Origin of the sequence: Prevotella sp. HUN102 (genome assembly GCF_000688375.1) — a bacterium.
Lineage (GTDB): Bacteria > Bacteroidota > Bacteroidia > Bacteroidales > Bacteroidaceae > Prevotella.
Genome location: NZ_JIAF01000004.1, coordinates 642,452 through 659,911 on the forward strand (window position 1 = coordinate 642,452; position 17,460 = coordinate 659,911).

The 17,460-nt window shown below is 45.8% G+C and carries 14 protein-coding genes and 1 pseudogene; 8 read left to right on the plus strand and 7 right to left on the minus strand.

Features of this window, described 5'->3' with window-relative positions; translation table 11 throughout:
* Window positions 1–176: 176 nt before the first annotated feature.
* The 7 genes from P150_RS0107645 to P150_RS0107675 all read left to right on the plus strand — a co-directional run bounded on the left by P150_RS0107645 (window position 177) and on the right by P150_RS0107675 (window position 10,604).
* Window positions 177–3,092: a leucine--tRNA ligase gene (locus tag P150_RS0107645; protein WP_028897175.1), complete on the plus strand. Its 2,916-nt coding sequence runs from the start codon at window positions 177–179 to the stop codon at window positions 3,090–3,092.
* 72 nt (window positions 3,093–3,164) lie between these two features.
* Window positions 3,165–4,145 carry a YitT family protein gene (locus P150_RS0107650; protein WP_028897176.1) on the plus strand — a complete coding sequence of 327 codons (981 nt, stop codon included), beginning with the start codon at window positions 3,165–3,167 and terminating at the stop codon, window positions 4,143–4,145.
* Between the two features lie 17 nt (window positions 4,146–4,162).
* Window positions 4,163–4,738, plus strand: coding sequence for a non-canonical purine NTP diphosphatase (locus P150_RS0107655; RefSeq protein ID WP_028897177.1), 576 nt, complete (start codon window positions 4,163–4,165; stop codon window positions 4,736–4,738).
* 702 nt (window positions 4,739–5,440) lie between these two features.
* Window positions 5,441–6,331, plus strand: a complete 891-nt coding sequence (locus tag P150_RS0107660; protein WP_028897178.1) for a glycosyltransferase family 2 protein — start codon at window positions 5,441–5,443, stop codon at window positions 6,329–6,331.
* Window positions 6,328–8,355, plus strand: coding sequence for a hypothetical protein (locus P150_RS0107665; RefSeq protein ID WP_028897179.1), 2,028 nt, complete (start codon window positions 6,328–6,330; stop codon window positions 8,353–8,355). Before P150_RS0107660 ends, P150_RS0107665 begins: the two co-directional genes overlap by 4 nt.
* Complete coding sequence (locus tag P150_RS16175; RefSeq protein WP_051617589.1) at window positions 8,331–9,617, plus strand: glycosyltransferase family 39 protein; 1,287 nt, start codon at window positions 8,331–8,333, stop codon at window positions 9,615–9,617. The genes P150_RS0107665 and P150_RS16175 overlap by 25 nt, the downstream gene beginning before the upstream one ends.
* A gap of 15 nt (window positions 9,618–9,632) precedes the next feature.
* The gene (locus P150_RS0107675) at window positions 9,633–10,604 is read left to right on the plus strand and encodes an acyltransferase family protein (protein ID WP_036932138.1); all 972 of its coding nucleotides are present in this window, start codon (window positions 9,633–9,635) and stop codon (window positions 10,602–10,604) included.
* A 273-nt stretch (window positions 10,605–10,877) separates the two neighbouring features.
* Here P150_RS0107675 and P150_RS0107680 read toward each other — a convergent pair whose 3' ends face one another.
* From P150_RS0107680 to P150_RS18190, 6 genes and pseudogenes are all read right to left on the minus strand, one after another.
* Window positions 10,878–11,426, minus strand: coding sequence for an RNA methyltransferase (locus P150_RS0107680; RefSeq protein WP_028897181.1), 549 nt, complete (start codon window positions 11,424–11,426; stop codon window positions 10,878–10,880).
* A gap of 154 nt (window positions 11,427–11,580) precedes the next feature.
* Window positions 11,581–11,994, minus strand: a complete 414-nt coding sequence (locus tag P150_RS0107685) for a SufE family protein (protein WP_028897182.1) — start codon at window positions 11,992–11,994, stop codon at window positions 11,581–11,583.
* 119 nt (window positions 11,995–12,113) lie between these two features.
* A complete protein-coding gene (locus tag P150_RS0107690) occupies window positions 12,114–13,364 on the minus strand; it encodes a peptidase U32 family protein (protein WP_028897183.1) in 1,251 nt (416 codons plus the stop codon).
* Between the two features lie 315 nt (window positions 13,365–13,679).
* Window positions 13,680–14,204, minus strand: a complete 525-nt coding sequence (locus P150_RS0107695) for a hypothetical protein (protein WP_155952969.1) — start codon at window positions 14,202–14,204, stop codon at window positions 13,680–13,682.
* The gene (locus P150_RS17085; protein ID WP_081819356.1) at window positions 14,150–14,446 is read right to left on the minus strand and encodes a helix-turn-helix domain-containing protein; all 297 of its coding nucleotides are present in this window, start codon (window positions 14,444–14,446) and stop codon (window positions 14,150–14,152) included. Before P150_RS17085 ends, P150_RS0107695 begins: the two co-directional genes overlap by 55 nt.
* Window positions 14,447–14,540: 94 nt before the next feature.
* Window positions 14,541–14,672, minus strand: a pseudogene (locus P150_RS18190) (IS982 family transposase); the annotation flags it as partial.
* A 126-nt stretch (window positions 14,673–14,798) separates the two neighbouring features.
* Between P150_RS18190 and P150_RS0107700 the strand changes: the two are divergent.
* On the plus strand, window positions 14,799–15,404 hold the full coding sequence (locus tag P150_RS0107700) for a hypothetical protein (RefSeq protein WP_028897185.1): 606 nt from the start codon (window positions 14,799–14,801) through the stop codon (window positions 15,402–15,404).
* 222 nt (window positions 15,405–15,626) lie between these two features.
* Here the strand turns inward: P150_RS0107700 and P150_RS0107705 are convergent, their stop codons facing one another.
* A complete protein-coding gene (locus P150_RS0107705) occupies window positions 15,627–16,844 on the minus strand; it encodes an IS4 family transposase (RefSeq protein ID WP_036932140.1) in 1,218 nt (405 codons plus the stop codon).
* Window positions 16,845–17,460: the final 616 nt, after the last annotated feature.

Here is a 17,460-nt window from a genome sequence, read left to right on the forward strand (position 1 = left end):
TGCAAAATATGTTTAATAAGATTTGCAATCGCTTTTTTATTTTTGTAAATTTGCAAGTTGGATAGTAGTATATAATGATGTGGTATTTTTATCGGTCTTTAACGTTATCCACCTTTTTAATATATTAAAAGAGATTTGCTTTAGTTTTGTTGAAATAAAGAATAAACAATATAAGAATGGAATACAACTTCACTGACATTGAGAAGAAATGGCAACAGAGATGGGTTGAGCAGAAGACCTACAAGGTTGTTGAGGACGGGAACAGAAAGAAGTTCTATGTGCTCAATATGTTTCCTTACCCGTCGGGTGCAGGCTTGCACGTCGGTCATCCACTCGGCTATATTGCCAGCGACATCTATGCACGTTACAAGCGTCTGCAAGGCTTCAACGTACTGAATCCTATGGGTTATGATGCCTATGGACTGCCTGCCGAGCAATATGCCATACAGACCGGTCAGCATCCGGCGATTACAACGGAGCAGAACATTGCCCGTTATCGCGAGCAGCTGGATAAGATTGGTTTTTGCTTTGATTGGGACCGTGAAGTGCGCACTTGCGATCCGAAATATTATCACTGGACGCAATGGGCATTCCAGAAGATGTTCAACTCATACTATGACTTCAATCTCCAGAAAACGCAGCCGATAGAAAACCTTGTGCGCCACTTTGAGGAACAGGGCACGTTGGAGCTGAACGTGGCACAGGGCGAAGAGAAGATGTTCTCTGCACGCGACTGGATGAGTATGAACGAGAAAGAGCAACAGCAGGTGCTGATGAACTACCGTATTGCCTATCTCGGCGAAACGATGGTAAACTGGTGTCCGGGCTTGGGAACGGTATTGGCAAACGATGAAGTGGTCGATGGTGTGAGCGAGCGAGGCGGCTATCCTGTTATTCAGCAGAAGATGAAGCAGTGGTGTCTGCGCGTATCTGCCTATGCACAGCGTATGCTCGACGGCTTGGAAACGGTGGACTGGTCCGACTCTATCAAGGAAACACAGCGCAATTGGATTGGCCGTTCAGAGGGTACTGAAGTCGAGTTTAAAAGTCTTACCCCGAATCCGTCATCGGAAGGGAAAGGCGACGCAGAATATACCGAAGGACATTTCACTATCTTCACAACGAGAGCAGACACGATGTTCGGCGTAACGTTTATGGTGCTGGCTCCTGAAAGCGAGTTGGTGGAAACGCTTACGAGTGCCGCACAGAAAGCTGAAGTGGAAGAATACTTGGCTTACGTGAAGAAACGCACCGAACTGGACCGTATGAGCGACCGAAAGGTAACGGGCGTGTTCTCGGGTTCTTATGCCGTGAATCCGTTCACGGGCGCACAAATACCGGTTTGGATTTCAGAGTATGTGCTTTCAGGTTATGGTACCGGCGCTATTATGGCAGTTCCCGCACACGACAGCCGCGACTATGCTTTCGCAAAACACTTCAATCTCCCTATCATTCCGTTGATAGAGGGTGCCGATGTGTCGGAAGAGAGCTTCGATGCTAAGGAGGGAATCGTAATCAACAGTCCGGTAAATCCGGTTGAAGGTGGTTTCTCTCTGAACGGACTGACCGTGAAGGAAGCCATCGCTGCTACGAAGAAATATGTTACGGAGCAGGGGCTCGGCCGTGTGAAAGTAAACTATCGTTTGCGTGATGCCATCTTCTCCCGTCAGCGTTATTGGGGCGAACCGTTCCCTGTTTACTACAAGGATGGTATGCCTTATATGGTGCCTGAAGAGTGCTTGCCGCTGGAATTGCCAGAGATAGACAAGTATGAACCTACCGAAACAGGCGAGCCTCCATTGGGGCGTGCTAAGGTTTGGGCTTGGGATGAGGCAAACAGGAAGCTCGTAGACAAGAGTCTTGTAGACAATGAGACGATTTTCCCCGTCGAACTCAACACGATGCCGGGCTTTGCCGGCAGTTCGGCTTACTATCTCCGCTATATGGATCCGCGGAATGAGGAAACGTTGGTGGGTAAGGAAGCAAACGAATACTGGCAGAACGTGGACCTTTATGTGGGAGGAACGGAGCACGCAACGGGTCATTTGATTTACAGCCGCTTCTGGAACAAGTTCCTGCACGACTATAATGTCTCCTGCAAGGAAGAACCATACGGGAAGTTGGTAAATCAGGGAATGATTCAGGGTCGTTCAAACTTCGTGTATCGTGTGAACAGCGACGACCATTCCGAGGCTCCGGTGTTCGTAAGTCTCGGGCAGAAGGACAAGTATGCAACAACTCCGATACACGTGGATGTGAACATAGTGCACGCCGACGTGCTGGATATAGACGCTTTCAAGGCGTGGCGTCCTGAATACAACAACGCTGAATTTATCTTTGAAGACGGAACGAAATCAACGGATTCAGCCAATGCCAGTCAGCCGGCAGCTAATATTTATAAGTGTGGTTGGGCTGTGGAGAAGATGTCGAAGTCAATGTTCAACGTCGTTAATCCAGATGTTATCGTAGAGCAGTATGGTGCTGACACCCTTCGCTTGTACGAAATGTTCCTCGGTCCTGTCGAGGCAAGCAAGCCTTGGGACACGAACGGCATTGACGGCTGTTTCCGTTTCCTGAAGAAGTTCTGGAAACTTTATCAGCAGGAACTGAACGATGATGAGCCGTCGAAGGAATCTCTGAAGAGCGTTCACAAGCTCATCAAGAAGGTTTCGGGCGACATTGAGCAATTCTCATACAATACTTCCATATCGGCGTTTATGATCTGTGTGAACGAACTCGGTCAGCAGAAATGCAGCAACCGTGCTCTCCTGAAGGATATGCTCGTTCTCATTGCGCCATTTGCGCCCCATATTGCCGAAGAGCTATGGGAGGCTATGGGCGAGACAACTTCTGTTTGCGATGCGCAGTGGCCTTCGTGGAACGAGGCTTACCTGACGGAAAGCGAGGTTCAGCTCACGGTTTCGTTCAACGGCAAGGCGCGTTTCCAGATGACTTTCCCGGCAGATGCCACAAGCGAGGAGATAGAAAAGGCAGCTTTGGCAGACGAACGGAGTGTGAAGTATGTTGAGGGAAAGACCATCGTGAAGGTGATTGTCGTTCCGAAGAAAATCATCAACATCGTTTGCAAGTAAAAATACAATTACACCATAGGGTTTCCGAGGCTTTACAAGAAGCCCGGAAACCCATAACAATTCTTTAAACCTATGACTTTCAACAAACAGTTAATCCGTTCTGAGGCCAGCGACTACATTTTCCTGACGCTCGGTCTCCTGTTGTATGCGTCGGCATTCACGGTGTTTCTGCTCCCTTACGAGATTGTAACGGGCGGCGTAACGGGTATGTCGGCAATCGTTTATTATGCTACCGGCTTCAAAATCGAGAACACGTATATGATCATCAACATATCGTTGCTGGTCGTTGCCTTGAAGATACTCGGTTTCAAGTTTATGATGAAGACCATCTATGCCATCTTCGCACTGTATTTCCTGCTGAAATACGCTCAGGAGCTGATGCCGGTGGACGAGAACGGCGAGTTCGTGAAGATACTTGGCGACGGACAGGAATTTATGTCGCTTGTAGTGGGATGCTGTCTTACGGGTACGGCTCTGGCAATCGTCTTTCTCAACAACAGCAGTACCGGTGGAACGGACATCATTGCAGCCTGTGTGAACAAGTACAAGGACGTTTCGCTCGGTCAGGTGCTGATGATGGTCGATGTCTGTATCATCGGCAGTTGTATGCTTTTCCCTCAGTTCGGCGACTATGTGGAGCGTTTCCATAAGGTGGTGTTCGGTCTCTGTACGATGTTTATCGAGTGCTTTATGCTCGACCACGTGATGAACCTCCGCCGCCAGTCGGTTCAGTTCTTCATATTCTCGCGAAAGCACGAGGAGATTGCCGATGCCATTATGGAGGAATGCGACCACGGAATCACGCTCCTTGACGGACACGGATGGTACACCGGCAAGGAAATGAAGGTAATCTGCCTGTTGGCTAAGCGCAATGAAAGTCAGGTAATCTTCCGTCTCATCAAGACCATCGACCCTAATGCCTTCGTAAGCCAGAGTTCGGTAATAGGTGTTTATGGCGAGGGTTTCGATCAGATCAAGGTGAATGCCAAGAAGAAAGCCGCTGCCGTGTTGCAGAAGAGCGGCGAGACGGAAGTGTATATGGGCGAGGATTAGTTTGTTGAGGCAGTTCGATGAAAATAGTTTTTGCAACAAACAACGGCCATAAGCTGACCGAGATAAAGGAAATACTGGGCGGCGATTTCGAGATTGTATCGCTGAAGGATATCGGCTGTGATGTGGATATTCCCGAAACGGCTGATACGCTGGAAGGAAATGCACGTATCAAGTCGAGATATATCTATGATAACTACGGACTTAATTGCTTTGCCGACGATACTGGGCTTGAGGTTGAGGCTCTGAATGGCGAGCCGGGCGTGCATTCGGCACGCTACGACGAGACCACCGATCACGACAGCGAGGCGAATATGGCGAAACTGCTGCGCAAGTTAGCCGGCAATCCGAACCGGAAAGCGTGTTTCCGCACCGTTGTTTCCCTGATAATTGACGGCACGGAGCATCAGTTTGAGGGTAGGGTAGACGGCAGTATCGCGATGGAGAAGTCGGGTTCTGAAGGTTTCGGCTATGATCCTGTCTTTGTTCCGGAGGGCTATGATAAAAGTTTTGCCGAGCTTGGAGAGGAAATCAAGAACCGGATTTCGCACAGGGCAAGGGCCGTGAAGCAGCTTGCAGCCTTTTTGAATCAGTAGCCGGCGAGTGAATGAGGGGATAAGTTCAGGCGTAAATTCGATATTTCGTGATTCGCTTGTTCTCTCATTCACTCGTTTTTCTTTTCCATTTTCAGAGCGACGGCTTGCCTGTTGGAATGATGCCTTGCAGAAAGTGGAAATCAAATATCACGTAATATCTCGGCAAATATCACGTAATATCTCGGCAAATATCACGTAATATTTCAGCAAATATCACGTAATATCTCGGCAAATATCACGTAATATTTCAGCAAATATCACGTAATATTTCAGCAAATATCACGTAATATTTCAGCAAATATCACGTAATATTTCAGCAAATATCACGTAATATTTCAGCAAATATCACGTAATATTTCAGCAAATATCACGTAATATTTCAGCAAATATCACGTAATATTTCAGCAAATATCACGTAATATTTCAGCAAATATCACGTAATATTTCAGCAAATATCACGTAATATCTCGGCAAATATCACGTAATATCTCGGCAAATATCACGTAATATCTCAGCAAATATCACGTAATATTTCGTCAAATATCACGTAATATTTCGTCAAATATCACGTAATATTTCGTCAAATATCACGTAATAGAGATATAATTTGCAGAAATGCAAGGATTTTAAAGCCCTTTCACTCGTGTGTGGCAGCCTCATCGAGAGGCTTAAATAAATTATTCGAATCCACTTTGAAAAAATATGAAGTCAATATCTGTTCTTTTACCCACCTATAATTGTGATTGCGTTGCCTTGGTTACGGAATTGCAGCGTCAATGTGTGGCAGAAGGGATAGATTTTGAGATAATAGTGGCTGACGACGCTTCGCCAGTCAAAGCGTATATCAAGCAGAATGAATGTATTGAAAGGCTTGAAGGAGTGCGATACATACGGCGAACGAAGAATGTAGGGCGTTCGGCCATCCGTAATTTCCTGATTTCCCAAGGCTCAAAGGAATGGCTGCTCTTTATCGACGGCGATCTTGCGCTGGATAAACGGGACTTTATCAAGTCTTATCTGGAGGCGGAAGGAGAAGTGATTGTGGGGGGAATTACCATCACGGACGATGATGAGGAGTGGGGAAGAAACCTCCGTTATCGCTATGAAAAGCGTTACGAGCAAAGCCATAATGCAGCGTTGAGGCAGCGGAAAGCCACGCAAAACTTCCGAACCACCAATTTTTTGGCGCATAGGGACGTGATGGCGAAATGCCCCTTCGACGAATCTTTCACAGAATATGGCTACGAGGATGTGCTGCTTGGCAAGTCTTTCGCCCGGCAGAGAGTTCGTCTTAGCCATACGGACAACCCCATCTTGCTGGCCAGTTTTGAGCCGAACGATGAGTTTCTGGACAAGACGGAGGAGAGTCTGCGCACATTGAGCAAGTTCAAAAGAGAATTGGAAGGCTATTCAAACCTGCTTAATGTGGTTCAGAAAATCCGGAGATACCATTGTATCAGACTGCTGAACCTGTTCTATTCTTTATTTAATAAATCTATAAAGCAACGGTTGAAAAGCAATAAACCGAGCGTTTTCCTGTTTAATACGTATAAACTTATGTACTTTGTGCATTACGATTCACAGAAATTATGACCAAAAGAATATTCCTTTTCGTACTGGCTTGTCTGCTGAACGTGGCAGCTTCGCAGACATTTGCTGCAGGCGTGGGCACGTGGAAAGTCTATATGGCTTACAGCGACATCACTTGGGTGGAGAAAGGAGGCGACAGGATTTATGTGCTTGCATCCGATAATCTCTATGCCTATAACGAGAATGACAACAGTATTCAGACTTTCGACAAGCTGACGGGACTCAACGGCAGCGATATCGACTTCATAGCTTGGAACAACACAGCGAAGAAGCTCGTGATAGTTTATGCCGACTACAATATCGACTTGCTTGACGAGAAGGGCAATGTAACGAATATCTCGGACTATTACAGCAAGTCTATGACCGGCAGTAAGACGGTAAACGACTTGTATATGCACGGCAATTTCTGCTATATATCTACTGGTTTCGGCATAATGAAACTGAATGTATCGAGGGCTGAAATAAGCGATACCTATAATCTTGGATTCAACGTGAACTATGCGTATGTCGAGGGAAACAGCATCTTTGCATCGAGCAGCACGAACGGACTTTACAAAGGTGTTCAGACCGACAATCTTTTGGACAGGAATAACTGGACGAGGGTAGGAGAATATACGGCGAGGAACAAGACGATGGACGCTGAATTGCTCGCCAAGGCAAAGGCACTGAATCCCGGCGGGCCGAAATACAATCGCTTCTTCAATATGACTTTCAGGAACGAACGGCTTTATTCTGTCGGTGGATTGTTCGAATCGGGCAGTATGGCTTTGAATCATCCGGGAACCGTTCAGGTGTTGAAAGATAATGAATGGACTGTCTATGAGGACAATCTCGCGCCTAAGACGGGAGTACAGTACGTCGATGTGAACTGCGTTGCCGTGGATCCGAAGAATCCGAACCACGTATTCGTGGGTGGAAGATCGGGGCTTTACGAATTTCTTGACGGCAATTTCCAAAAACTGTATAACAGCAGCAACAGCCTGCTTCGCCCGGCAATGGACAAGGGGAAAGAACTGGACGACAACTATGTTCTGATAAACAGTATGGTTTTCGACGACAGTGGTAATCTCTGGATACTCAACAGTCAGAGTAAATCGCAGACAATATTGGAATTGTCTCGCGACGGTAAGATGACTTCGCACCACCAGTCTGCTCTGATGAAGAGCGGCGTAGGTCCCGACCTTATGAAGGGTGCAATGTTCGACAGCCGCAAACTCCTTTGGTTTGTCAATGGCGATTCAAAGTTTCCGGGTCTGTTCTGCTTCCAACCGTCCACCGGCGGCTTCAATTCCTTCTCACGCCTTGTGAATCAGGATGGCAGCACCGTAGCCGCAACATCGGTAAAATGTGTTGCAGAAGATTTGGAAAACAATATCTGGATAGGCACGAACGTAGGTCCTCTGGTATTGGAAACCTCTCAGATGAACAATCCTTCTGAAGCCGTCTATACGCAGGTTAAAGTGCCGAGAAACGACGGAACTAATCTTGCCGACTATCTGCTGGCAGGCGTTGATATCTCCTGTATGGCGATAGATGGCGGCGGTCGCAAGTGGTTCGGCACGGGCAGCAACGGCGTTTATCTGATCAGCGAGGACAATATGACGCAGATTCATCATTTCCTCACATCGAACAGTAAGCTGCTTTCCAACAATATTGAGAGCATTGCTATCAACGACAAGACGGGCGAAGTGTTCTTCGGTACCGACAAAGGACTGTGCTCTTATATGAGCGATGCCACAAAAGGGGTGGACAAGATGGATACAGACGTAACCTATGCTTATCCGAATCCTGTGCGTCCGGGCTATACCGGCCCGATTACCATCGTAGGATTGACCTACAATGCAGACGTGAAAATCGTAACTACGAACGGCATTCTCGTGAATCAAGGCACAAGCAACGGAGGAAGTTATGTGTGGGATGGAACCGATATGGACGGCAAACGGGTTGCATCCGGGGTTTATATGGTAGAAACTGCCGACCAATACGGCAAAAACGGAACGGTATGCAAGGTAGCTATTGTAAGATAAGTATTGCCTATCTGCTTTTTCTCATAGGCGTGTTGTGCATCTTCGGTTATACGCCTACGAATGATGGCGAGGGATATATCGAATATGCGCAGACTTGCATTGCCTATGGCGAACCCTATCCCTGCTATCCCACCATTATGGGGAAGCCGTTTATATGGAACATCGGACAGATAAATCTCGTGGCACTTTCGCTTTGGGCTTTCAAATCGCTCGTGCCGTTGCTGATGCTGATGTGTGTGTTGAAAGCACTTTCGGCTTATCTCATTGCACGAATAGCCGAAACGCTTTTCACTCATAAGGTAGGACTGACAGCCCTTCTGCTTTATGTTTTCTATCCGAACAACTGGGGACAGAGCACGACAATTCTTTCAGAGATACCCGCAATAACGATGTTGCTGGGTTCTGTTCTGCTCGTGCTCCGTCAGCATAAGGTTTCGTTGCTCATCGTTGCAGGGCTGTTGATGGGACTTGCGAATTGGTTCCGACCGGTGGGATTGGCTTTCCTCGGTTCCGTTTTCCTCTATTATCTCTTCTTCGATCGCAGCGTTCTCGCAAAGAAGTTCGGTTCTTTGCTCGGAGGATACGTTGCCTTTATCCTGATAGTGGGCACAAGCTGCTACCTGCGCACGGGCTATTTCATCTATCAGAGCGACACGCTATGGTTCAATATGGCAGAAGCAACCTACGAAACGAGCGTGGAACCGCATTACAATTCAGAGATGTATCCCAAGGGAACCATCCGATATATCGAGAACAGAGAGCAGAAAACGGCTCTTGAATGTTCCGACATTTGGAAGGAGCGAAGCATTGAGTGGCTGAAGGAGAACAAGATGAACTATCTGAAGAAAGTTCCCGGCCGTCTCGTTTATATGTATATGAACGATATGGACAACATACCTGCCTTCCTTTCCGATAAGTCGAAGTCGGAGAACAACTACATCACGCTGCCATACCGAAGCCTCCTGTCCAATATCGGCACATTGACAGGAATGCAGTGGTTCGGACTCCTGAATATGATCTACTATGTTCTGTTGCTGACAGGCTTTGCCGTTGCCACCGTCCGGCTGCTGCTGAAGCGGGAGATACGCGGAATGTTCCTACCGGTATTCATTACCGTGGGCGGCTCATTGGCACTTGTGCTCGCCGTACACGGAGAGACGAGGTTCAAGTCGCCCTTTATGCCTTTCATCTTTATGATGGCAGCCGTGTGCATCAGCCAGTTCTTGGCTGACAGAAGGAAGAGAAAACTGACAGAACGATAAGCGCACAGAGTGGATATGCCTGAAAGAAAGACTTGGATAGACCTTCTCCGTGGTTTCTGTATGCTGGCAATATTGCTTGATCATACTGAAATCTATTATACTGGCGACAATCTCATCGACTATGATTTCTATGTGGTCAATGTGCTTGTCGTCTTTTTCTTTCTCTCGGGCTATCTTTTCTACAAGGAAAAAGGCTTTCGGTTGCGTTCCAAGCTCGTTTCCGTTGCACGTGGAATCGTTATGCCCTATTTCATCTTTACGACCCTTATAGCCGTTCCGAAGGCGTTGGTACACGGCAGAGACATCCCCGATGCGTTCTTCGGCATCATATCCGGACAGGCATCTTGGTTCATTGCCGCACTTATATTGGCCGAAATATGTTTTGCACTTCTTCTGTGGATAAGTCGTGGCAAAACTATTGTATTATCCGCAGCATCCGTCCTCTCGTTCATAACCTGCATCTTGTTATCGGATTATCCCGAACTTTATTGGCAGTTGGAGAATGCCTGTATGGCGTTGCCAATCCTTTATCTGGGCTATCTCTACCATCGACACGAGAAAGTTTTCCACCGTTTCAACACCCCATCATACTCATCCTTTTTCTTAATACTTCTAATTGTTTTAAAGATATATGAGCATAGGAACGGCGTGAACCTGATGATAGAGCCGGTTCAGGTTAATAACTGGCTTCTTTTCGTCATCGACAGCCTCCTCTCTCTGCTCTTTCTCCTCACGCTTGCCAAGCAGTTGTCGCGTATGCGATGGTTGGAATGGATAGGAGCGCGCAGCATCGTCTATTATTTCTGCGCCGGTGGAGTGCCGCTTTTGGTGTCGAAAGGCCTTCAGAAAGCAAATATGGGCTTTTCGGGGGAATATTATCAGGTAATGATAGCCTTTCTTTTGGTCTGTGTCTTCACTACCATTATTACTTGGTTCGTTTATCGCTACGTGCCGTTTATCACGGGGAGAAAACAGAGAAAGGGATAAGGGGACAAGTTTACGAGTGGACAAGGAGACGAGTAGAGTTCTCACAGAAAGCACAGATTCACAGATTTTCATCCTGATTTCCCGCTCACAGAGAAGGCAATATCTGTGCTTCCGTGAGATCTGTGAGAGGTCTCCTCGTCCCCTTGAAAAAAAAGGTATATACTTTTCATCCAAAAGGTATATACCTTTTTTCTATATCCAAAATAGGATTTGCAATAAACTGATAATCAGTGCATTGTGCGAATGCTGAAAATGCGTGGAATTTTCTTTTTGTTATCCTTTATCGAGAAACAGCTTTCTGGCAAATTCCCACATCACGATTCCTGCCGTAACGCTCACGTTGAGCGAATGCTTCGTGCCGAACTGTGGTATTTCCAGACAGCCGTCGCACCTGTCCACTACGCTCTGCTTCACGCCTTTTACCTCGTTGCCGAACACTACGGCGAAGCGGGCAGAGGGCGACGGATGGTGGACGTTCAGGCTCTGCAACTTCGTAGACCCTTCCACCTGCTCCACGCTATACACGAAATATCCCTTGTCGTGAAGTTCCTGTACGGCATCTTCCGTATTCTCGAAATACTTCCAGTCCACGGAATCCTCGCCACCGAGTGCCGTCTTGTGGATTTCGGCATTTGGAGGCGTCGCCGTGATGCCACAGAGATACACGGCCTCTATGCGGAAAGCGTCACCGGAACGGAATACGCTCCCCACGTTGTGCAGCGAGCGCACGTCGTCCAAAACCACGATGAGTGGCAACTTGCTTGCCTCCTTGAACTCTTCCAAGGACAAGCGATTCATTTCTATGGTGCGTAGTTTTCTCATTGATAAAGCCTAAAAGCCTCCCCAAGCCCCTCCAAAGGAGGGGATGTTTTCTTTTATGGATGGCATTGATAGTTTTGTATAGAATCCTCTTTTAATGTTTCCTGTGCCGTTGTAGTGCAACGAACATCCCCTCCTTTGGAGGGGCTTGGGGAGGCTACACGCTGAACGCAATGGCGTATGCCTTGATTTTCTTTACCATCGAGAGCAGACCGTTGCTGCGAGTAGGACTCAAGTGCTGGCGCAGACCGATTTTGTCGATGAAATAGAGGTCGGCATCGATGATTTCCTTTGGCGTATGCCCGCTCATCACGCGAATGAGCAGGGCAATGATACCCTTCGTGATCAGCGCATCCGAATCGGCAGTAAACACGAGACGGCCGTCCTCCATATCGCATTGCAGCCATACACGGCTCTGACAGCCGTCTATGAGGTTCTGCTCGTTCTTGTATTGTGCATCCAGTGCTTCCAAATCATTTCCCAGATCAATGAGCATCTGGTACTTGTCCATCCAGTCCTCAAAGTCAGAGAACTCTTCTATAACCTGATCTTGTGCTTCGTTTATCGTCATTGTATTTGTTTTTTATATACAGTAAATAGGAAATCTCCTCGTAAACTGGTATTCTTGTAAACTCGTTCCCTTGTTTACTTGTCCACTCGTCCACTTGTCCCCTCGTAAACTTCCCCTCTTCAATCCTTAAACTCCACCTTATCCAGTCGGTACACCTTGTCGTTGGGTCGCACCTTTTCGGGAACGGGAATAGAAACACGCCATCCCTTTTCGGCCTTTTCCACCGGTTCAAGCTCGTAACGGATTTCGTCGAGCGTGAATTTCTGTACGCCCGTGGTCGTCCCTGTAATGAGAATATCGTTCTTGACTGCGATTTCAGACGCCTCCACAGCCACCTCTGCCACGCCCAATTTGGCGAAATACTTGATTACCTTGCCCACGAGCACCTTCTTCTCCGTAGCCTTGTTGCCGTAGTTCTTCGTCCATTCGCCCATCTTCTGTCCCTGATAGTATCCGTCCCAGAAACCACGGTTGAACACAGTTGAGAGCCGTTCGTCCCACGCATCCTTCTTTTCTTCCGTGAACGTGCCGTCCAGAACGCTTTGGATGGCCTCCTTGTAGCACGTTACCACCTCGTGAACATACTCCGGACCACGGGCACGTCCCTCAATCTTGAACACGCGCACGCCGGCTTTCATCATCTTGTCTATGAAGCGCACGCTCTTCAAGTCCTTCGGGCTCATAATGTACTTGTTGTCTATCTCGAGCTGATTGCCCGTTTCATTGTCCGTAACGGTATAGGAGCGACGGCAGATCTGTGTGCATTGTCCCCGGTTGGCAGAACGGTTTGAGTCGTGCAGGCTCATATAGCATTTTCCTGAAATCGCCATACAGAAAGCTCCGTGGCAGAACATTTCTATGCGCACCAGCTCTCCGTGTGGTCCGCGCACATCCTGTTCCTCTATCTGTCTGTAAATCTCTGCCACCTGCTCCATATTCAGCTCGCGCGCCAGCACGGCAACGTCGGCAAACTGAGCATAGAACTTCAATGCCTCGATATTGGAGATGTTGAGCTGCGTGGAGAGATGCACTTCCATACCCACCTGACGGCAATACACCATCACGGCAACGTCGCTCACGATGGCAGCCGTGATGTTTGCCTCCTTCGCCGCATCTATAATCTCGTGCATCGTGCTGATGTCCTCGCCGTAGATCACGGTGTTTACGGTAAGGTAAGTCTTTATTCCCCGTTCGTTGCAGGTTTCGGCAATCTCCTTCAGGTCGTCTATCGTGAAGTGGTTGGCCGAATGCGACCTCATATTGAGCTGTCCGATGCCGAAGTAGATGGAGCCGGCTCCTGCCTGTATGGCTGCCGCGAGACTTTCCCGAGAGCCGACAGGTGCCATTATTTCAAATTCTTGTATATCCATTGTTGTTTCTTTTCGCTGCAAAGGTACGCAAAATAATTGATACCTTCCGTCTGAAACTTGGGCTAATCTCCCGAAGTCTGTAATTTTTACTGATTTCTTTTCTCTCGTTTCCTATATGGATAACTTGTAATTTTCTATTTCCTGTTCGAGATTAAACAGCAATCGTAGGCAGTATTGTAGTGTTTTCGCGGTAAGCACGGCATCACAGAAAAACAAAACTGAGTTCGGGATAAGCCCGAACTCAGATATTCATACTATAAATAGCGTTTTAATGTTCTTTATTTTAATCAATTTTGAGTTGATTCCGTCGGAAGATTAGAACCTTATACCTATGGAACCATAAAAATGGTTTACGTTTCCGATACCTTGTGTGCGTGAGTTTTTATGAGAGAATCCCAATGCGAATGTTGGCGAAAGTTTGCTCTGGAGCTTAATAGCCACTTCTACTGTGTATTCGGTTTTCTTCCAGTCCACCGAACCTACGGACGAAGCACAGAACGCACGTGCATCAACCTGTTCGCCATTGTCCATTGTGAATAGCTTGTACCCGATACCACCACCGATTGCATTGGACGATAAAGCTTTCTTGCCATTTTCCATTTCGATAATGCCGTATGACCCAGTAAGGCTGAGCAAGACTTGAAAACGAGGTAAAAACTCGTAACCTACACGACCATTAAAACCAATTTCTTTTATGTTGTGCTGTTCGGGAGCTCCGATTGCATTTACTTCGATAGAGAGTTTGTCTAAAAACGATTGTTTTGTCTCTGATTGAGCAAACAGGCTCAGCGAAGAACACAACATTGCCAATGATAAGATGAATGTTTTTTTCGTAACCATCCCAAATTAGCCGTGAACCATCGAGGGTGTTGTCTCCATTGAATACGCTCTCTAGCGAGCATATGGGCATATGCAGCACGATAAGTGTACTTGCTCTTATTTCGTTTGATTTCACGACTAACAGTACCAACGGAAACTTCAATCGTACGAGCTATTTCTCGTAGGCTTGCTCCGCGCTTGAGTAATTGAGCAATTGTGTATCTTTGCTCTTGATTCAGTTGCTTGTATCCTTTCAGATATATTCAAATATAAGTAGGCTGAGTCTTTTAGCCAGAGGTAATGTCCTGCCTCTGGCTTATTTTTACCCTAGTGTTGTACTTAACGGTGGAATGTGCACATTGTAGAATTTCGATGATATTTCCTTTTTCCTGTAGGTTTTAGCGTATATTTTGCTGTCATTGCATCAAAAAACTTGCAGAAGTCATCTGCCATACAAAATATTTTAGTAACTTTGTCCTCGGTGATCATAGCGATTTGTTTGTAATTATTTGTATTTCAATACCTTGAAATTACAACAAATTTCGCTAATCACCAAATTTATAGACACTTATAATTCGTCGAACTCACGTTAACATATTAAAAACAACAATAAAAATGAAGATTACTAAAACGATTCTGATCCTGCTTTTAAGCACAGTGATGTTTGCCGCTTATGCAGACAAACCGAAGAAGCAAGACCCGCTACTTACTGGTCCATTCTTCATACACCCCTACTTCAATGCTTTCGGTATGCGGGTGGAAGAAGTAGATACAACGGAAGCTCGTCGAGGCTGTGTGGATTTTTGGGAACATCAGAGTGCGCGAGCATACTACTTTGTCTCAAAAAAGAATGCCGAAACCTCAATGGAGTACACAACGGGAGAATCAGGTTTTCGGATCGATAATATCAAATTTCATGTGTACAGAGAATATCCTACTGTTGAAGAAACAGTAGGGTTCATGTGGAATGAAATTCCTAAAGACTGGCAAGAAATTTCAGAAGAAGAGTATATCGAACATACCAAGGAGAAATGTCGCCGCATGGTAGGCATATGTTCCGAAATCTATCGTTCAGATGTGAAATGCTATCGCTTGCCCAAGATAGAAGGTCGCCCAACCATCTATGCCGGAGTATGTGTTTCTGCCTTCCCTGCAAAAAAGAAAGTGGCGGTAAGTGCCAATATCTACTACTGGGAAGATGGTGGCGCAGTGAATAAATAAAGCACGGCAAAGCTGTTCCTTTATTGATTCTCTGCATCCCCTCCAGAAAACATTGCAAAAAAAAATTAGAAGCTTCACCAAAACTTTATTTGGTGAAGCTTCTAAACAATTAAGCCAAGATTTTATATTATTGCTGTCCGGTAAAACTTAAATAGCCTATAAATCCTTGCGGAATTGCCTTTATATAGGTAATTCCGCATTCTTTTTTGAAATCCAAGCCCCCTAATCAAATAAATCAAGTTCTTTTGGTGGTGCATTTGCCTTTTCTGCCATTATGATGAGTTCATCATTCTGTGGATTTTCCATAAATGAGATGAAATCAGTGTAATACATCAGTGTGAGCCTTAGCATGGTTACCAGCTGCGAGAAGGATACGTGTCTTTTTATCATTCTGGAGATAACGGTACAGAGCAGATTGGCAATGAGTACCACCCATGTCTGTATCTGTATGGCATTTACACTGTCACCATAGAAGAAATGCAGTGGGAAGTTCTGCTTGAGCTGCTTGTAAAGGGACTCAATAGCCCACCTGCGCTTGTAAATCTCCTCAAGGTCCTTTACATCAAGCTCAAGGTTATTGGTCAACAGGACAACTGACTTATGTGAGTTATTACTCCATAGTTCCACTCGTCTTGCCTGGTGTCTTATCTCCCCCTTCTCAAAGACAATCTTCTTGTCTGTATGTGTAACCAACCCATCAGGGCTTACATAGGTTACTGAGGACAACTCCGTATAGGTGAGATTCTTCTTCATCTTGGTCACATAGCATACCCCTTCCTCTGTAAGTCGCTGGAACTGTGCATAATCAACGTATGCCCTGTCCATGGTAAGGGTAGCATCCTTAGGAAGATGCACTTCTTTAAGTAGATAATGGTCATGCGTGGCGGCAGAGGTAAGCTGTACGACCATGGGAACGCCAACATGGTACTTCATGACCGTATGAACCTTCATACCGCCTTTCTTCTTACCACTCTTGGGGTGTCTGCCTACACCCTTGAGTATGTTGTCAAAAAGGATAATCGTAGTTGAATCCATCATATACAGAAGCTTTTCCCATGTCTTCTGTTCACCTTTAGGGCGGCTGTCCGATAAAAAAGAACCATAACGATCTAAGAGGTACGCATAAACGCTTGCAAAGAACTCTTGTGGGCGACGCTTGTTGGCATCAGCAAGCGTACTACGACGAACGACATAGTCGATGCCAAGATGATGCAGTTTGTTTACTTCAGCCTTCATGCCTATCTCCACTTCCCGAAGAGAATCAAAGTGTTTGAGAACACCAAAGAGCATTATGACAAGGTGAGTCCACCCGTCAAGACGCTTTACATAAGCTTCACTTCGGGGTGTTTCAAGGCTAATTTGCTTGATTTGTTGCTTATCGAGTAATTTTATTACCTGATGATAGACCGGCTGTCCGATAAAATATGTACTTTTGCCCATGTTATTGAAGTTTTTTCGCAGAAACAAAAGTAACAAAAAGGGCTGAAATCCAAATACGGATTTTAGCCCTTAACTTTTATATGTGGAAAAGGTTTACCGGACAGCAATAATTTTTAAATTAATGTAAGCTATACTATTTATAGTTCATATTTTTTTCTTTTCATAGATTTAGATGATAGTTTCTATTTGCTTGCAAAAGTAATATGTTTCTTATTATAGCCTTTCAAAATGACTGTTAAATAATTTCATATTTACGATTTTGTAACTTTTTTGTGAACGAGGTTGAATATTTGTTTTCGTTTTATATTTTTTAATCCCTTAGCTAAATTTTGTTGATGGAATGCTCATAACGGGAGGTTTTGCGCATCGGTGTTTTCCCTCTGGCTGTCTTTTCAAAGAAGATAATGTGTTATTGGTTAGTGGTTTGTAAGTAGTTGAAGATCAGTATGTAAATGGTTGATTTTCATTTGTGCGAAGAATACAGTCCATTCTTCGCAAAAACGCATTGTAATTGTGCGAAGATTGTTTTGCATTCTTCGCACAATTACAAAACGCATTTCCAACTGCCTGTCTTGAGTTCAGGATAAAGTGGAAAATGGACGAGCGAAAAGTAAAG